This is a genomic window from Nostoc sp. 106C (assembly GCF_002154725.1).
In the GTDB taxonomy this organism is placed as follows: domain Bacteria; phylum Cyanobacteriota; class Cyanobacteriia; order Cyanobacteriales; family Nostocaceae; genus Aulosira.
Genome location: NZ_MTAW01000067.1, coordinates 23,352 through 39,695, shown reverse-complemented (window position 1 = coordinate 39,695; position 16,344 = coordinate 23,352). Strand labels below are relative to the sequence as shown.

Sequence of the window (16,344 nt, the reverse complement as noted above, 5' to 3'; positions counted from 1 at the left end):
TGCTTTCTATTACTCACACTTGTCCTCAGCGTAAAATACCTACACCTGTCAGGGGAACCTCCCTCCGGGTTCACTAGTCCCCTACGGCGGGAAACCCTCCTTCAGGGCTGGATTCACCGCAACGCACTGGCTCTCCAACGCACTGGCTCAACTTTTCGCAAAATCTAAAATCCAAAATGGTATGAGTATTACTTCCTTCACAAAACGACATATTTAGGTAAAATTAGGTAAAGCAATTTTTGCACCTGTTAAACCAAGGCTCAGCAAACCCATGCAGCTGAAATTCAGTGCATCTCCTCTTTCCATCGCTCCCCTACTACTAATTGCCCCTTTTTTCTTGTGGGGTACAGCAATGGTCGCAATGAAAGGAGTGATACCTCACACTACGCCGCTATTTATGGCAGGCCTACGGTTGCTACCAGCTGGAGTATTAATTCTAATCGCAGCAGCATTTATGGGTCGACCTCAACCCAAAGGATGGAGCGCATGGCTATGGATTGCCTTATTTGCCTTGGTGGATGGTACTCTTTTTCAAGGCTTTTTGGCAGAAGGATTAGTGAGAACTAGCGCTGGGTTAGGATCTGTGATGATTGATTCTCAACCATTGGCTGTGGCCTTGTTGTCGTTATGGCTATTTCAAGAACGTATCGGTGTTTGGGGATGGCTAGGGCTAGGATTGGGGGTTTCTGGTATCAGTTTAATTGGCTTACCTGATGAGTGGATTTTTCAGGCTCTCGGTTCAGGTGTCAATATCGCTATTGGCAACTGGCAAGAGTTATTTGCCAGTGGTGAGTGGTTAATGCTGTTAGCAGCGCTGTCAATGGCGGTGGGAACAGTGTTGATTCGGTTTGTTTGTCGTTATGCCGATCCGGTAGCTGCTACGGGATGGCACATGATTATCGGTGGATTGCCATTATGGGGAATGTCATCAGTTGTAGAATCCCAGCAATGGCAGAATCTTGTACCATCTGATTGGGTGGCTTTAGGTTATGCCACAATATTTGGCAGTGCGATCGCCTATGGATTATTTTTCTACTTTGCTTCTAGTGGCAATCTTACCAGTCTCAGTTCTCTCACCTTTCTGACGCCAGTTTTTGCTCTGCTATTCGGTAACCTCTTCCTCTCAGAAGTTCTCAGTCCGTTGCAATGGATTGGTGTTTGTCTAACTTTAATTAGTATCTATCTAATCAATCAGCGCGATAACTTGGCAGCAAACAAAACGGTTACTGTGAGTGATACAACTACAAATCAGCAACCTATTTCAGAACCATCTAGTGCGAAGAAAGTTAATCCTGTAACTTTATCTGTGAGAGAATCTGAACCAGAAATTTTACCCTAAAGTTAATAAACCTTGTGGAAAATCAACTACTAATCTTCTGGTAAACAGCCAAGGTAGACCCAGGAGTAATTCTGCAATTTCATCTCCTACAATTACAGGAATATTAAATTCTTGAGTATCTAAACTAACTGTACCAGTGTAAATCTTAAACTGGGCTTCTCCCAGTGCGGTCAGACGAGTTTCTTCACTATCCACTAGTTCCCATCCCAAGGCAAGAGCATCTTGGGTATTGATTGCTAACCAGTCAGTAAAACCTGTATCGAGCAGTGCATCAACTGTAATAATTAGCCCGTCGGATGCTACGAGGTCAATTTCAAAAATCAACTCGCCTTGATTGCTAAATTTTCCTGGAATCAAGTTGTTTTACGATGCTCCTGTGGCAATTAATTTGAAGGTACAAATTAGTCTAAAAGGATGTTGTTGTCTCGCTTGCTGTTGGGCTAAAGCTTTAGTGGCATTGAGAAAATAATCACCGCTATCGGGTTCAATGGCAACATACCAACCGGAATAATTATTGATTAATTCACCTCTCAAACGATCGTATATTTGACGCGCACTTTTGATATATCCTGGGTTAGCTAATTTTGGCGATAATTGATTTGTATATTGCCTAATTCCTGTCCAAGGGCGAGCTGATAGGGAATTTTCCTTGGGCTGCTGTTCATTTTTTACAGCAGAATATTCCTCTTGACCTGATAGTCTTTTGTTCTCTATTGGTAGATCTTCACTTTGAACATCACTCATTTTTGTTTCTGAGGAAAAATTGGGATTGTTGATATTTTAGTGCCTTGCACCTGTGACATAGGCAGCCGTGAGAGGATGTTGGGGTGATTCAAAAATTTGGGCTACTGTCCCTGATTCAATTAGTTGTCCTATACCATCTTGTATCCAAAATAAAGCTACACGATCGGCAATCCGCTTGGCTTATTCATTGTAGTTAACCTGAGTTCGGGTTAAGCCAGAAGCTAAAAAGCTTATTGTGTATAGATTGAGCAAAATTCTAAGTGGTAAAAGAAGTGATTAAAGTGGAATCGTTTCGTCAATAAGGTTCACAAATGAGATTAATATCAACAACATGCCTTATTGAAAATATATGAAAACAAAGTTTCAGACCAGACAACGAAAAATCAAGGGGTTTGAGGATTTCTTATCCCGAACTCAGGTTAGTTACATAATTAACGGCTCGACTGAGTGATAGCCGAACATCCTTCTACGTTGCCTCAACGATAAATATTCACGCCGACCTACTTATTACCTTAATAGCACTTATATTCCTACTGCCTCCATTACTTCAGCTTTCTCAGTTTCCGACTCATCCCGAATTTTGAAGTAGTAATAGAGGTTTGCAACTGTTAAGTCAGAAGCTTGCTGTAAATTCTTGGAAACTAATGTTTTATAACCAGCAACACCAGCTTGTTGATGTACATAGGCTTCATGGTCTTGACGTAGTGCTGGTTTGAACATAAATATTAGCTGGTCACGCAGGGAGTAAAAGTGAGATTTTTCGCTTAAATTTTCGTATGCAACTTGTTCTGGTGGTTCTGCTAAAGCGGTTGTAGCTTGCTTGCTGTCTGGGGTGTCGTTAAATTCTGAAGTGCTGAAATCACTGCTATTTAAGAGTTTAAGTTCTGATGGAGGGAGTGATCGCATCCAATCTACTTGATTTTGCCATGTCTCTACAACTGCTAAATCATGGTTACGAATACGACTTATTTCAGGGAACAGGAAATCGAGTTCATCGTGTGAATCGCATGACTCAATTATCCTGTAAGCATTTTCGCTAATAGTATTTTGAAGGGAGTAAAGTCTGTCACTAACGGCTGACATTTCGTTTTGGGCTTGATATGTTGCCACAATCGCCTGTTCTATTGCCCAAGCACATTCTAATCTGCGTAGCTGTCCAGGCGCACAAGTTTCTTCTAATAGGTGAGGATTAGTGTAATCTGCTAAGGCTGTAAATAACATTTCTCTTGAGCCGTCTATTTCTGCATTTCTGCGACTAGCATTTTGCAATTGCATCGCTGAACGAAAACGGTTTAGTGCTTGGAGAAATAATCCATAAGCCCGTATTAAAACTAGACGATGTTGTTCAAATTTAATGTCTTGGGCTACTTGCTCAATTATTTGCCGAATTTCTGCTCCTTGATCTTTGAGTGCTTGTTTTAAGTCAATAAAGCCGTTTTTGACTTCCCAGCGCATTTGCTCGACTTCTTTACGGAGTTTGAGAGTTTGGTGTAAATTGACTGCGCCAAGCACCACACCAGCTACAGTTCCTACACCAATCAATGCGGTAGTCGCTTGCAGAACACCCAGGCTATTTTGCAGCGATTGTAAACCAGTTTGCACTACACCAATTTGTCGATAGCTTTCTTGGAAACCCATGTGGGTTTGCACCATACCTGCTCCTTGCATCACAAACTGCACAGGTGAAACTAGGGGTGCTAAAGGATTGTTCTGTACTGTTGCACCTATAGCATTAGCAACAAATTGTCCATTTACCGCATCCCGTGCTAAACCGATAGGTACTCCATTACTAAATACTTGTAAGTATTTACCAGCTTCAATCCCAGCTTGAATTGCAGGGGCGAATTCAAACAACATATTTTTATTTACTAATAGCTTATCTATTCAACCCTAGCTGTTATTTCAGTATAGAAGTAACCGTATTTACACAGTACTTAGATAAATTCTGACTAATGAGTGGGCATACTAAACACGTAAAACTCTAGCGGTTGATAGTCTTTATGAATACATCACTGGATAGCACAGAAGCAGTTGATTTATTATCCCATCTTACTGGACAAAAGCTCAGTCAAAGATATTTGACACCACCAGTGATATTTTTGGCAAGTTTGGTAACAGTGTTGCTAGGTGTGATGTTTGTTGATGGCACAGTAGCAGATTCAGAGAAACAAAGGCTACTGGCAACGCTGTATCGCTTCAGTACGCCAGACAGTGATGTACGTCGATTAACGCATTTAATGATTAAGGGTGTTAAAGAAAATCAGCTTTATAAAAAAAGTGATAATTTGTTAACACTAACTGCTCCACTGACGGAATCTCAACGAATTTTGTTAATTGGATTTGGTTATGAAATGTCTGCTGCTGATGGGGAAATGGACTCCCGTGAAAAAAATATTTGGATATTTTAGCTAAACATTTAGGTATTAATTCACAACATTTAGCAATTTTAGAATCTGCATTTACCCATCAAGAAAATGTGGATTCAGTAGCTTTAGAAGAAGTCCGTTTTTTACTCGATACTGCACGCTTTCAAGAGATGGATACTATATTTGTGAAGGCGGCGCGGGATATGTTAGCAACTTTACCAGTTTTAGCTGAAACTCAAGCAAATCCACAGCGCATAGTTATCTCTTACGATGAGTTAAAGAAGTTTCAAGAGTATCGCCAGCAATTAGATAATTTAAGTGAACAGATTCTTCAGATCATTCAAGAGTGTCAAGAGAGTGCTTTTTTACCTCACTCTTTGATAGAAGAAGCAAAAGAAGTATGGGAGAAAAATCAATCGCAGCGATTTCGGTTAGCAGTTGTTGGAGAGTTTAGTCAAGGAAAATCCACTTTACTTAATGCTTTGCTTGGTGAAACAATTCAACCAGCAAGAGAGATTCCTTGTAGTGGCACTGTAACTGTTTTGAAATATGGAAAACGAAAACGGGTAGTCTGTCTTTATAAGGATGGTAGAGAAGAAGAAATTCCATTTGATGAATACCAACAAAAAGCGAGTATTTCTGAAGATGCAGCAATTGATTGTTTGAGTGATGAGCTAGCTCAATCAGAAATTGAAGAACTTATTTTTGAACATCCTGATTTAGAATTATGCAGTAGTGGGGTAGAAATTGTTGATTCGCCAGGGTTAAATGAACACCCCGAACGAACTGCTATTACCCAAAAATTGTTGGCAAATACTGATGCTGTGATTTTTCTCACTAACGCTTCGCGTCCCTTGACAGAGGGAGAACGCAATTTGCTGCATGATTTAAAAGTCCATCTTAATGGCGGTAAAGAAACAGAGCCAGCGAATAATTTATTTGTCATCTGCAATTTTATGGATTTAATCCGTACTGAAAAAGGTAGGGAGCAGATTAAACAGCGAATTACAAAGTTTGTCCAAGGTGAGAATCCAATAATATCAGGTGTAAATCGTGTTCATTTTATTTCTGCTCAAGCTGCACTTGATGCAATTTTGGCAGGTAAGGAGGATGAGCATCTTCAAGATTTTCGTAAGTTTACCTCATCAATAGAGAATTTTTTAATTTTTGAACGTGGTTTATTAAAAAATCAGCGTTCAACCAATGACATTAATAATTTAATTCAAAAAACTTTAGCTTCTCTTAATCAAGCTCAGAATACATTAGAAGGTAAAATTAAAATTTCGGAAGTTGAAACACAAAAAATTCTAGAACAAATTGGAGAAGCCAGTGGGCGCGATGTAAAAATTAGACTAATAGCAGAAAATATCAAAGAAGAAGTATTCACACAAGCAATTGAATCTTGGAAGGATTGGTATGAAGGTTTATATCAACGCATGGTTGACAAAAGTCAATTTTGGTATTCAGAACACAGCCCTGTTTGGAGTCAAGATAAACTTATAAGAGATTACACCAATCAATTTATAAGAAATTTATCGGAAGAAATAGATAAGTGGGGCAACGAAAAACTGAAGCAGGTTATTTTGCGAGAATATGTTGAAGTTTTAGATGCTCATATTGAGTATGAATTAGATGCTATTCAAGCAGATTTTAAAAATTTAGACATAGAAACAAAATCGAATTTTAGCGAACAACTGAAACTATCAATTAACGGGATCAGCGATGATTTTATGGGTTTCGCAGGAATAGGTGGCGGTATTGGTATAGGTGGTGCATTGGCCGCTGCATTAGTTGTATTTACAGGAGTTGGTTTCATCGCAATAATTGTTACCAGTGTTATAGCTGCAATTGCTGGTTCATTTGGTTTAGGGATGTTAGATATTGATGGAATACATATCCAAATTAAGAGTAAAGTTTTAGAGTTAGGATTCCAAAAATTTGAGGAGTCTCTAGATAAAGTAGCTGATAAACTAAGCGAAATTATTGATACAGTTTTTGATGGCAAAGTCGAATCGGCAAGTCGAGTTATTGGTGAAGCTATCTCACTTTACGAAAACCTCCTAGAACAACAGGAAAAAGTTCACCAAGAGACTTTAGAAGAACGTGAAGCTGATAAGGCGTGGATTTCCCAAAAGTATCAAGAACTTTATCTGGTGCAGAATAATCTAGAATCGATTATCAAAGTATAAATTTTAACTAAAGCTTTAACTAGAACCCGATTAAGGAAAACAAGCCACTTATTCCAGTGCCAGCTCGTTATCCGAAATTCGTGGTTATTCTTGTTCTTGCAGTTCAGGTGATTGTGTAGAGTTATAAACCAGAAATCAATGCGATCGCTGCTATTTCTGGTTTATTTATTAACCTTTAGCTCTTGGCGCTCAACCCCTTGCACCTGTGACATAAGCAGCCGTTAGAGGATGTTGGGGTGATTCAAAGATTTGGGCTACTGTTCCCGATTCAATTAGTTGACCTATTCCATCCTGTACCCAAAACAGGGCTACTTGATCGGCAATTCGCTTGGCTTGTGCGAGGTTATGAGTGACAATTAGCAAGGTATAACGCCCCCGCAGGCTGGTAATTAAATCTTCAACCACACCACTAGAAATCGGATCAAGGGCGCTACAAGGTTCATCCAATAGTAAAACTTCTGGTTGCAAACCTAAAGCTCTAGCTATGCATAAGCGCTGCTGTTGTCCGCCGGAAAGTGCTAAAGCCGAAGTATGCAATCGGTCTTTGACTTCATCCCACAATCCTACATCGGTGAGGGTTGTCTCCACGATCGCATCAATTTTTTCGCGGTTTTTGATCCCATGTTCTCGCAAAGGTAATTCTAGATTCTTCCAGATAGATAAAGGAAAAGGATTTGGTTTTTGGAAGATCATGCCAACTTTACGCCGCAGCGCGATCGCATCTATCTTGGTATTGAGCACATCTAAAGTACCAATCTGAATTCGTCCTTTGACTCGACAATGGGGAATCAAATCAGTCAAGCGATTGAGACAACTGAGAAAACTGGTTTTCCCACAACCTGAAGGACCAACTAAAGCAGCGATTTCACCTGCATTGATGGCAAAATTAACATTAGCAAAGGCTGTTTTTTGCCCATATTGCAAGGTCAAGTTTTCTGTTTGAATTAATGGTTGAACAGTTCTGCTAGGGTTGTGGTTGGAATCTGACAGTTTCATCAGTTAATAATTCTCCTGTGCAACCAATTTTCAGCAATCCAAGCTGCTGTGCCATTAATTAACAGCAGCAATAAAAGTAAAACCAATGCTGAGGCGTAAGCATTACCATCGCCACCAGAGACATTCATCGATAAATCAAAAATATGAATCGAAAGCGCACGTCCAGAATCTAGCAATGATTCTGGCATTCTATCTACATAGCCACTAGTAAAAATTAAAGCAGCAGTTTCTGCGATCGCTCTGCCAATCCCCAGCACTAATCCCACCACTAAACCAGGTACAGCGGCGGGTAACAATAATTTAAATAGCGTAGTTGTACGGGAAAAACCAAGAGATGCGGCTCCTAATCTATACTCCTGGGGAACAGCCCGAAATCCTTCTTCTGTCGAGCGAATCAAGATTGGCAACACCATACACGCCAAGGTTAGCCCTCCCGACAGGATGGAAAATCCCAATCCAAGAATTTTGCAAAAGAAGACGTTACCAAACAACCCAAAGACTATTGAAGGGACACCAGCCAAAACATCTAAACTGCGCCGCACTAATCCGCCAAAGATACTATCAATTGGGGTAAATTCTGCCAGCAATACGGCTGTACCCACACCAATAGGAATGGAGACTGCCATACACACCACCATAATCATCAAGGTGGAAACTAAAATCGGTGCAATTCCCCCTTCTCTACCAGCGTTCACAGGTTCAGTGGTGATAAACTGCCAAGACAAGTGGCCGATACCATGCCAGAAAATATCGTTGAGTATCCACAAGAATATGGCAGTTACCAGCACAGCAGTCATCCAAACAATCATTGTTGGTAGTAAATCTTGAAAAACTCTCAGTTTTGGAATTTTAGCTTTGAGATTTTGCATTGAAAAAGTGATGAGTTAATCAATTTTGGATTTGAAATTTTAAAATTTCAAATCCAAAATTTAAGATTAAAAATCTAAAAATTGAGGTATAAGCTTAACTCAATTATAAAATTAAGAAGTCGATAAGTTACGCAATCGAAAAAGCGAGGTGCTAATGAGTTACCCAGAACTGCGGCAAAAAATTGAACAACAATTAGCTCAATTGCCACCCGATCAACTTTCCTTGGTCAGCGATTTTCTGGATTCCCTCCAACACAAAAGTACTATTAGTCAACGCCCACTTCGTCGGCTTGCTCCAATAAAACGAGGAACCAAGGCAGATGATTTGCTAAAATTTGCTGGAACATGGCAAGGTGATGATTTGGAAGATTGCCTGCACTCAGTAAAAGAAACCCGTTCTCAAACCCAGTTTTGATTTCTGTATCATGTATCTATTAGATACCAACCATTGCAGTTACATAATTGATAACATTCCTAACGTCATTACTGCTCTGCAATCTCGTTCTGGTAGTGAAATCGGTATCAGCATCATCACTTACGGCGAACTGCTCTACATGACTGAGAAATCAAAACGACAAGCCCAAAATCTTGCAGCAGTTCAAGCATTTTTGATGGGAGTTGACTTGTATTTTATTGACGAAGAAACTGCCGTTTTTTACAGTCAACTCAAAGCAAAAGTTTTTAATCAGTTTGCCCCTAAAGATAAAAGCAAACGTCGGAGTACAAGTGTTGGAAATTTGGGATTTGATGATCATGATCTTTGGATTGCAGCAACAGCGATTCAGCATAATCTTATCCTGGTTTCTGCTGACAGCGATTTTGTCCGCATTCAGCAAGCACAAACTTTTTCTCTTGAATCTTGGTTATAAGTCGCGGTACTCTAAGTCCTAAATTTTTCCCTGACTGATAATTTCAGCAACAGCAACTAACAGTACAATCAGCCCCATCAACACCAAACCGCTAACAAAGAGTGCAGAACGGTGATCTCCGGTGGCGTATGCCATTTCTAAAGCAATATTAGCTGTGAGGGTACGAATCGGATCAAACAGAGATTTAGGAGTTTGTACGACATTGCCGCACACCATTAAAATTGCCATTGTTTCGCCAATTGCACGACCTGTTTCTAAAATCATGCCTGTGAATAATCCCGATTTGGCAGCCGGAAAGACCACTTTAGAGATAGTTGCCCACCGCGATAATCCTAAGGCGGCAGCTCCTTGGTGATAAGATAACGGGACTTTCGCTAGACTGGCATCGGCTACCAGTGCGATTGTCGGCAAAATCATGATGGTGAGAATGGCAATCCCAGCTAATAAGCTTGGCCCGGGTGGATGTATTCTGCCAATTAGGGGAACTAACACCACTAATCCCCAAAAGCCATAGACTACAGAAGGGATTCCCGCTAGTAATTCAATTAGGCTGCGGTAGATTTTAGCTAATGTGGGTGGGGCGTAAAATTGACAAAAGACTGCGGAGAGAATGCCAATGGGAGTAGCAATTAGCACCGAGCCGAACATTGCTAGCAGTGTTCCCCACAACATCGGCAGGAGGTTATAAAATCTGGCAGTTGGATTCCAGGAGGAGTCGCTAAAAAAGCGAGTGATTCCCACGCGCTGAAGAACTGGTAGAGATTCGAGAATCAAAAAGAAAATAATTAAAAGTGCGATCGCACCTGCCATTGCTGCCAATCCCCGCAGTATCCAAAGTAACCACAGGTCACTATTTAGATACGAGGACAAAGTTTTGCTTTTTAACAATGTCACTTACCTGTTGTGATTGTGCGTAATCAATAAATTCTTTTGCTATTCCCTGGGGTTGGGTTTTCGTTACCAAGTTCAATGGGCGAGCAATGGGAAAGGTTTTATTCTGCACATTAGCCGTTGTCGCTGCTATACCATCTACAGGCAGCAGCTTGATGGGTACTTGATTGGCGGCACTATTTTCTGCTGAACCGATAGAAACATAGCCAATAGCGTTGGGGTTTCCGGCTACAGTCTTGATTCCTTGCTCGTTATCACCAATTACCACTTGTGCTTTAATATCTGTATTCTTCAGCTTGAAGTAATGGGTAAACAATTCCAGAGTGGAACGTCCTTCGGCTTTATTCACAACGGTAATCGTTCCTGCTTTACCCCCCACCTGCTGCCAGTTGGTTACTTTGCCAGTATAGATATCTACAACCTGCTTGTCAGTTAGAGATTTCACGGGATTATCTTTGTGCAAAATCACTGTTACTCCATCACGAGCAATAGTAAATGCTGTTAAATCTTTTTCGTCTGGCTTCAAGGCACGAGAAACCATGCCAACATCTGCCACACCTTGACGAGCATCAGTAATGCCACGGGAAGACCCTCCTGATTGCACATCAATTCGCACACCGCGATGACTAGATTCAAAGCGTTTACCAATTTCTGCTGCTAATGGCGCAACGGTACTAGAGCCAGTTAGTACTAGTTTGCCTTGTGACTTACCTGGATTATTATTTACATTCTGCTGAGGTGAAGAGCAACCTTGCAACCACAAGCAAGTTACCAATCCCACTGCAACAGAAATCATCATTTGCGGACGTTTCGTCATCTATTTATATCTCAATCCAAAATTTTTAATTAAACGAGAGAACACAACAGCCAAGGTTCAGGGCGCTACCTGTAGTTACTTCCATCTCTGGAGATAGACGGTAGAGAAAGGCTTTACCATCGCGTTCCCGAACCACAAATTTTGCTCGACGCAGAACTTGCAAATGATGGGAAAGCAGACTTTGTTCTAAACCCAGAATCTTGTTCATTTCCCCCACTTGCATAGGACTATGCATCAGAATTTTTAATACCGACAGACGGGTTTCATCTGCCAGTACTTTCAGTCTCTCTACGCATTCAAACTCCTGTATTGTGCTCATGATTCCTCGCAATGCTGTGTATCCAATCACGTTGAAGATTTATGTGTGCGATTAGCAAGAAATACTCATTCATATGAAATTTCATTCATAGTTACATCCAATAATTATACTTAAACTATTTGTAACTAAAGCTTAATGTTTATATGTATACAGCCAAACTAATTACCCTGAATTTGACATAGGGGAAATTTCGCTATGTCGCTCCGGAACACCGTCTCCGCTTCCTCTTAAATGCTGCTCAAGATGCGATCCTGCGGGGAACGTAATTTTTTGTCAGAATAAAAGTTAACTTTTAGACTGGTTGAAGTTATCGTGGTATCGAATAATTCAAAAGTACCCGTTGCTCAAAACTAGTAATATGAGGCTATGCCACTCCTCAGTCCCTATCTTGACCTGTTTTATATCCCTGGGTTTGTACCAGAGTCCTGCGAAACCAGCGATACCTGATTCCAAGCCGAGTATCTTCATACTGGCACAAGCCAGTACAACTAAAGTTGTCCAGCCGACTACTCTCAGACCAGGTAGTACAGGAGCGGATGTAGAAACGCTGCAAACCCAATTAAAACAGTTGGGATATTACAATGGTGTAGTTGATGGGCAGTACAAAGAAACTACACAAGTTGCTGTAGCTCAATTTCAAAAAGCCCAGGGTTTGCTAGCAGATGGTATTGTTGGCAGCACAACCCAAGAAAGTCTGCAAGCAGCGATTGCTGCGAAAAAATCATTTACTTCTTCTGTTGCACCTACTGCTAAACCCAGTACAAAAACTAAGTCAACCAAACAGAGTATCCTTTGGTGGTCACTACTAGGACTGGGGATTTTAGGAAGTATTGGCGCAGTCATTTACTGTATGAGATGGTTCGCTCAGGTCAAGCGATCGCAACATTCAGAAAATTTGGATAGTGACATCAAGACTGAAGCTGACAAAGACGCAATGGCACCACCATTACCAGAGTCTAACGCTAATCCAGATGCAACCAATTCCTCAGCAGCCACAGCATCTGTTACCCCAAAATTGTTGCCTCCAGCGCAAACTTCCCGTCTGGCCAAAGTCAATATAGTTGACGAATTGATTAAAGACTTATACACTTCCGATCCCGCAAAACGACACAAGGCTATTTGGGATTTAGGGCAACAAGGAGACTCAAGGGCAATTCAGCCCTTAGTAGACCTAATGATAAATGCAGATTCTCAAGAACACAGCTTAATTTTGGCAGCTTTAGGCGAAATCAGCATCCGCACACTAAAACCAATGAACCGTGCTTTAGCAATCTCCATCCAAAATGAAAATCCACAAGTGCGGCAAAATGCCATTCGTGACCTAACTCGCGTTTACGATATGATGTCCCAAATTAGCCAGATGTTACGACATGCACTGGAAGACCCAGATCCAGAAGTGCAGTCAACAGCAAGATATGCTCTGAATCAGATTCATCGCATCCGTGTGGTATCAGAGCAACAGAGTCTGCCAGAACGCCAGCCCAAAGAGGAGCAGGGGGAGACAAAGAGACGCGGGGACGCGGGGACGCGGGGACGCGGGGACGCGGAGAGTGACAAATGACCAATAACAAATGACTATTGACTCAAAAATATTTCAAATGTATTTGGATGCTGGTATTTGGGCCTGCCAACACAATTGCTGCATCGCTAAATTTGGGAGCACTATTTTGAACTTCAGGATTTTTGGAAAATCCAAAGCCTTCGGTAGGCATCCCTAAGCTATTGCGATTGAGTTTGAAGTCTTCATTGCTATCATGCATGGCAGCAACGGCATAACTACCTGCTGGCAAATTCTCAAAGGTAAGCTTTACAGGAATGTCGGTAATCTTGGTACACTGCCTTTGGATTACGCGATCGCGATTGTTGGGAAACCCTTGACTCTTGGCAAAGATGCTGGCACAGACTTGCCCTTGTTTATTTTTAAATCCATCAATTTCTACGGTGAGGTTGCCGTTAAAATTTGCCTTGGCGCCAGAGCACCATGCCAAATTTCCTACAAATGCTAGTAGCAGCAGACTAACTTTCATTCCTTGACGCATAAAATTTCCATTGAATAAAAAAAATAAACAAAAGATCAATCCTTACATTACATTGTTAGCACCATAAAGGTAGTAATTTTTAGTACTAGTAGATAATTTATGCAATCTAAAATCTTACCTCCACCTCTCAAACCAGGCGATTTACTGCGAGTAATTGCTCCTAGTGGTGCTTTGCGAGAATTTGAAACCTTCTACCAAAGTATAGAAATTTGGCGATCGCGTGGTTATAAAGTAGAAGTTCCCGCCTCGATTGCGGATAAATGGGGATATTTAGCAGGAAACGATCAAAATCGTCGCGCTCAACTAGCAGCCGCATGGGAAGATCCAGATTGTCGAGGTATTCTCTGCGCTAGAGGTGGTTTCGGTAGCACCCGCATTCTAGAAGATTGGCATTGGCAAACCGAATTATCTCCAATTCACAATCCCAAGTGGCTGATAGGTTTTTCTGATATTACGGCTCTGTTGTGGAGCCTATACAATGTAGGGATTTCTAGCGTTCACGGCCCTGTATTAACAACTCTCGCCAATGAACCAGATTGGTCACGTGAGCGATTATTTAATTGGGTCGAAGGCCATTACCTTGAGCCTCTTAAAGGTAATGGTTGGGGTGGTGGTGTAGCTACTGGAATTTTACTCCCAGGTAATCTCACAGTGGCAACTCATCTTTTAGGTACACCTTTCAAACCAGATTTTGCAGGTGTAATTTTGGCATTTGAGGATGTGTCAGAAGCACCGTACCGGATCGATAGAATGCTAACTCAATGGCGTTTAAGCGGTGCTTTGTCGAAAGTTAAAGGGATTGCTTTAGGGGATTTTACTGGATGTGAAGCACCACCAAACGTGCCTAGCTTCAGTGTCGAAGAAGTTTTGCGCGATCGCTTGGGTGATTTGGGTATTCCTGTAGTTGCTGGGTTACCTTTTGGCCACGATAGTTGTAACGCGGTTTTACCAGTGGGTGTAGAGGTAACTTTAGATGCAGCGCAGGGAATATTACAGATTGCAAAATAAATCAGATTTAATCTAGAGCAGATGCTTACTGAATGCAGACATCGATTGACAAAATTTGGCAGGCTTCTTGAATAATAAGTAGGTCGGCGTGAATATTTATCGTTGGGATGAGGCAGGAGGCAGGAGGGAAGAGGGTTTAAGCCTATTTGATTTTTCAAAACATAGTTTTGTTTTTCCACACCGTTCTACTTATCAATGGATTGTTAATCAACAAATTTCTTTGATTAGCAGCATTATCTCTAGGATACAAGTATCTCAGTAACTCACACGCCTGATTCGCAGTCGCTAAGTAAGTAGGCGAGAATAGAGCCAACTATGATTACAAAACGTCAAGACACCTGAAACCCTTACAAATGAATATCTCCGCCTATTAACTTTATTTGCGTCGCCCTAATGAGAAAATTTTTAGTTAAGGGAAACTGCCTATCCTACAACCAGAAGGAGTAGTATTTCTTTCTATCATTTGTAATTTTTAATGCTAATATATTAGAAATTATCAGTGCTTCTACCCTCTAATGTTTCGGTTATTTGATACGAGCCAGTGGTGCCTTGATCATTGGCTTTACCTAAAGATTAGCAGTAACCACTTCAATTACTCCCTAATCCCCTTTCAGCATCGTGCTGGCTAGGGGCTTTTTTCGTCGAGAAAACTGCGCTTGTATGGCAAGTAATACCATTTCACAAAAAATATGATGTAGATGTAGGTTGAGTTGAGGAACGAAACCCAACATTCCAAAGTCTTGTAATTGTTGGATTTGACTCAGTTCAAACGCCACTTCACTCAAGCCGGGAAACCCGCCCACGTGAGTGGCTCCCCAACCTACGCATCTGTCTCATTTTTTCCTGGAATTGGTATAAGCAGAAAGTTAGAACTTTTACCAAAAATCAGATGACACCTCTGAATTATTTAAGTACAATTGTACTATCAGAATGCCTTTGGTTCACCTTCCCCACTTCCAATGTGGGGATTTTGTTTTAAATAGTATTTTTAAAACTTTCCAAGATTTTGGGATGAGAGGTTTACTTACATCATCCTGTATTACACTAATTTGGGATTTAGCCCAAGCACGTACAGCCTAATCTCGCTGGATATACTTCAAAATTTAACATAGCTTGCGCAACATCAACTTACGCGAAGCTGTCCTTGGAGCGTCTAAAAAAAATCTAATTCTATGACGTTAGAGATATATTTGATCGTAGTTTATTTTCCCTATGCTGTAATAGCATCAGAAAGCAAAATCAGTCTATGAAACTGTTTTCTGGCACGAACCATTGAATTTTAACTACTACTTACGATAGATAAGGTTATTAAAACTTACTTTCTTTTGGTAGAGCAAAGAATACTAGTATTGGGTACATAATAATTACTTGTGTAATACATCATCTTAGGGCTTGAGGTCACTCCAAAAACTCCTTGGAGTGACATTTTCATTGGGAAATATGTTGCTAAATTTACTTTATGGTTTATTTAGCTCTCCTAGATTTAGCAATAAGATTCTGTATGATACTAAACATTATTAAGAGATAACTACCAAAAATAGCTATACTCAAAGTTGTAAATGTAGGTACTTTCAATGATTTGACTAAAGCTTCGAGCATAATTGCTGCTGCAATACTAAAAATTAGGCTAGCTATAAAAGCTATGAAGTTCTTAATCAAAACATTTTCCTAAGAGCTTGATGAGATGCAGACTTAATGTATTAATAAGAGATAAAGTTATGTTAGGACTGTAATAGGCGTTACCTATTGAATTTGAAATAATTTTATTTATATTGGTTTTATATTTTTATATAAAATTTGCCACAGGTTTAACTATTAAAGTTGCTAAAAATTAGTAGATGAAAGATAAACCTAAAGTTAATCGCAAAATCATATCCTGTAGAAAGTAGCTATTAGGT

At 40.5% G+C, this 16,344-nt stretch carries 17 protein-coding genes; 7 read left to right on the top strand and 10 right to left on the bottom strand.

The window, feature by feature from the left end; translation table 11 throughout:
* Positions 1-271 precede the first annotated feature (271 nt).
* Positions 272-1,339 (top strand): DMT family transporter, encoded by a 1,068-nt coding sequence (locus tag BV375_RS06880; protein WP_086758657.1) that lies wholly within the window; start codon positions 272-274, stop codon positions 1,337-1,339.
* Here the strand turns inward: BV375_RS06880 and BV375_RS06875 are convergent.
* From BV375_RS06875 to BV375_RS06865, 3 genes are all read right to left on the bottom strand, one after another.
* A complete protein-coding gene (locus tag BV375_RS06875) occupies positions 1,331-1,696 on the bottom strand; it encodes an aspartyl protease (RefSeq protein ID WP_086758655.1) in 366 nt (121 codons plus the stop codon). The two genes, BV375_RS06880 and BV375_RS06875, sit on opposite strands and share 9 nt — an antisense overlap.
* 6 nt (positions 1,697-1,702) lie before the next feature.
* A complete protein-coding gene (locus BV375_RS06870; protein WP_086758653.1) occupies positions 1,703-2,083 on the bottom strand; it encodes a hypothetical protein in 381 nt (126 codons plus the stop codon).
* Positions 2,084-2,605: 522 nt separating this feature from the next.
* Positions 2,606-3,940, bottom strand: coding sequence for a hypothetical protein (locus tag BV375_RS06865; protein WP_086758651.1), 1,335 nt, complete (start codon positions 3,938-3,940; stop codon positions 2,606-2,608).
* Between the two features lie 143 nt (positions 3,941-4,083).
* Between BV375_RS06865 and BV375_RS38065 the strand changes: the two genes are divergently transcribed.
* Both BV375_RS38065 and BV375_RS06860 read left to right on the top strand, forming a co-directional pair.
* Positions 4,084-4,491: a TerB family tellurite resistance protein gene (locus tag BV375_RS38065; RefSeq protein WP_243713866.1), complete on the top strand. Its 408-nt coding sequence runs from the start codon at positions 4,084-4,086 to the stop codon at positions 4,489-4,491.
* Positions 4,479-6,638, top strand: coding sequence for a dynamin family protein (locus BV375_RS06860; protein WP_243713865.1), 2,160 nt, complete (start codon positions 4,479-4,481; stop codon positions 6,636-6,638). Before BV375_RS38065 ends, BV375_RS06860 begins: the two co-directional genes overlap by 13 nt.
* Before the next feature lie 189 nt (positions 6,639-6,827).
* On the opposite strand, the gene BV375_RS06855 is transcribed toward BV375_RS06860, so the two are convergent.
* Both BV375_RS06855 and pstA read right to left on the bottom strand, forming a co-directional pair.
* Positions 6,828-7,634, bottom strand: a complete 807-nt coding sequence (locus BV375_RS06855; RefSeq protein ID WP_086758649.1) for a phosphate ABC transporter ATP-binding protein — start codon at positions 7,632-7,634, stop codon at positions 6,828-6,830.
* Positions 7,634-8,503: a phosphate ABC transporter permease PstA gene (gene pstA, locus BV375_RS06850; protein WP_086758647.1), complete on the bottom strand. Its 870-nt coding sequence runs from the start codon at positions 8,501-8,503 to the stop codon at positions 7,634-7,636. The genes BV375_RS06855 and pstA overlap by 1 nt, the downstream gene beginning before the upstream one ends.
* A 154-nt stretch (positions 8,504-8,657) precedes the next feature.
* Between pstA and BV375_RS06845 the strand changes: the two genes are divergently transcribed.
* Together BV375_RS06845 and BV375_RS06840 are read left to right on the top strand one after the other, a co-directional pair.
* On the top strand, positions 8,658-8,918 hold the full coding sequence (locus BV375_RS06845; RefSeq protein WP_086758645.1) for a hypothetical protein: 261 nt from the start codon (positions 8,658-8,660) through the stop codon (positions 8,916-8,918).
* Between the two features lie 10 nt (positions 8,919-8,928).
* Entirely contained in the window at positions 8,929-9,372 is a 444-nt protein-coding gene (locus BV375_RS06840) for a type II toxin-antitoxin system VapC family toxin (protein ID WP_086758643.1), read from the top strand.
* Between the two features lie 18 nt (positions 9,373-9,390).
* On the opposite strand, the gene pstC is transcribed toward BV375_RS06840, so the two are convergent.
* From pstC to BV375_RS06825, 3 genes are read right to left on the bottom strand one after another with little or no spacing between them, the layout of a single operon-like run.
* Positions 9,391-10,266: a phosphate ABC transporter permease subunit PstC gene (gene pstC, locus BV375_RS06835; RefSeq protein ID WP_208099070.1), complete on the bottom strand. Its 876-nt coding sequence runs from the start codon at positions 10,264-10,266 to the stop codon at positions 9,391-9,393.
* Positions 10,223-11,080, bottom strand: coding sequence for a phosphate ABC transporter substrate-binding protein (locus BV375_RS06830; RefSeq protein WP_086758639.1), 858 nt, complete (start codon positions 11,078-11,080; stop codon positions 10,223-10,225). The genes pstC and BV375_RS06830 overlap by 44 nt, the downstream gene beginning before the upstream one ends.
* 25 nt (positions 11,081-11,105) lie before the next feature.
* Complete coding sequence (locus BV375_RS06825; RefSeq protein ID WP_086758637.1) at positions 11,106-11,399, bottom strand: metalloregulator ArsR/SmtB family transcription factor; 294 nt, start codon at positions 11,397-11,399, stop codon at positions 11,106-11,108.
* Positions 11,400-11,811: 412 nt separating this feature from the next.
* Between BV375_RS06825 and BV375_RS06820 the strand changes: the two genes are divergently transcribed.
* The gene (locus BV375_RS06820; protein ID WP_339376759.1) at positions 11,812-12,960 is read left to right on the top strand and encodes a peptidoglycan-binding protein; all 1,149 of its coding nucleotides are present in this window, start codon (positions 11,812-11,814) and stop codon (positions 12,958-12,960) included.
* A 22-nt stretch (positions 12,961-12,982) separates the two neighbouring features.
* Here the strand turns inward: BV375_RS06820 and BV375_RS06815 are convergent, their stop codons facing one another.
* Complete coding sequence (locus BV375_RS06815) at positions 12,983-13,438, bottom strand: DUF2141 domain-containing protein (protein ID WP_086758633.1); 456 nt, start codon at positions 13,436-13,438, stop codon at positions 12,983-12,985.
* 99 nt (positions 13,439-13,537) lie between these two features.
* On the opposite strand from BV375_RS06815, the gene BV375_RS06810 reads away from it, so the two are divergent.
* A complete protein-coding gene (locus BV375_RS06810) occupies positions 13,538-14,446 on the top strand; it encodes an LD-carboxypeptidase (RefSeq protein ID WP_086758631.1) in 909 nt (302 codons plus the stop codon).
* Positions 14,447-15,045: 599 nt separating this feature from the next.
* On the opposite strand, the gene BV375_RS06805 is transcribed toward BV375_RS06810, so the two are convergent.
* Positions 15,046-15,249 carry a hypothetical protein gene (locus BV375_RS06805; RefSeq protein ID WP_086758629.1) on the bottom strand — a complete coding sequence of 68 codons (204 nt, stop codon included), beginning with the start codon at positions 15,247-15,249 and terminating at the stop codon, positions 15,046-15,048.
* Between the last annotated feature and the right edge of the window lie 1,095 nt (positions 15,250-16,344).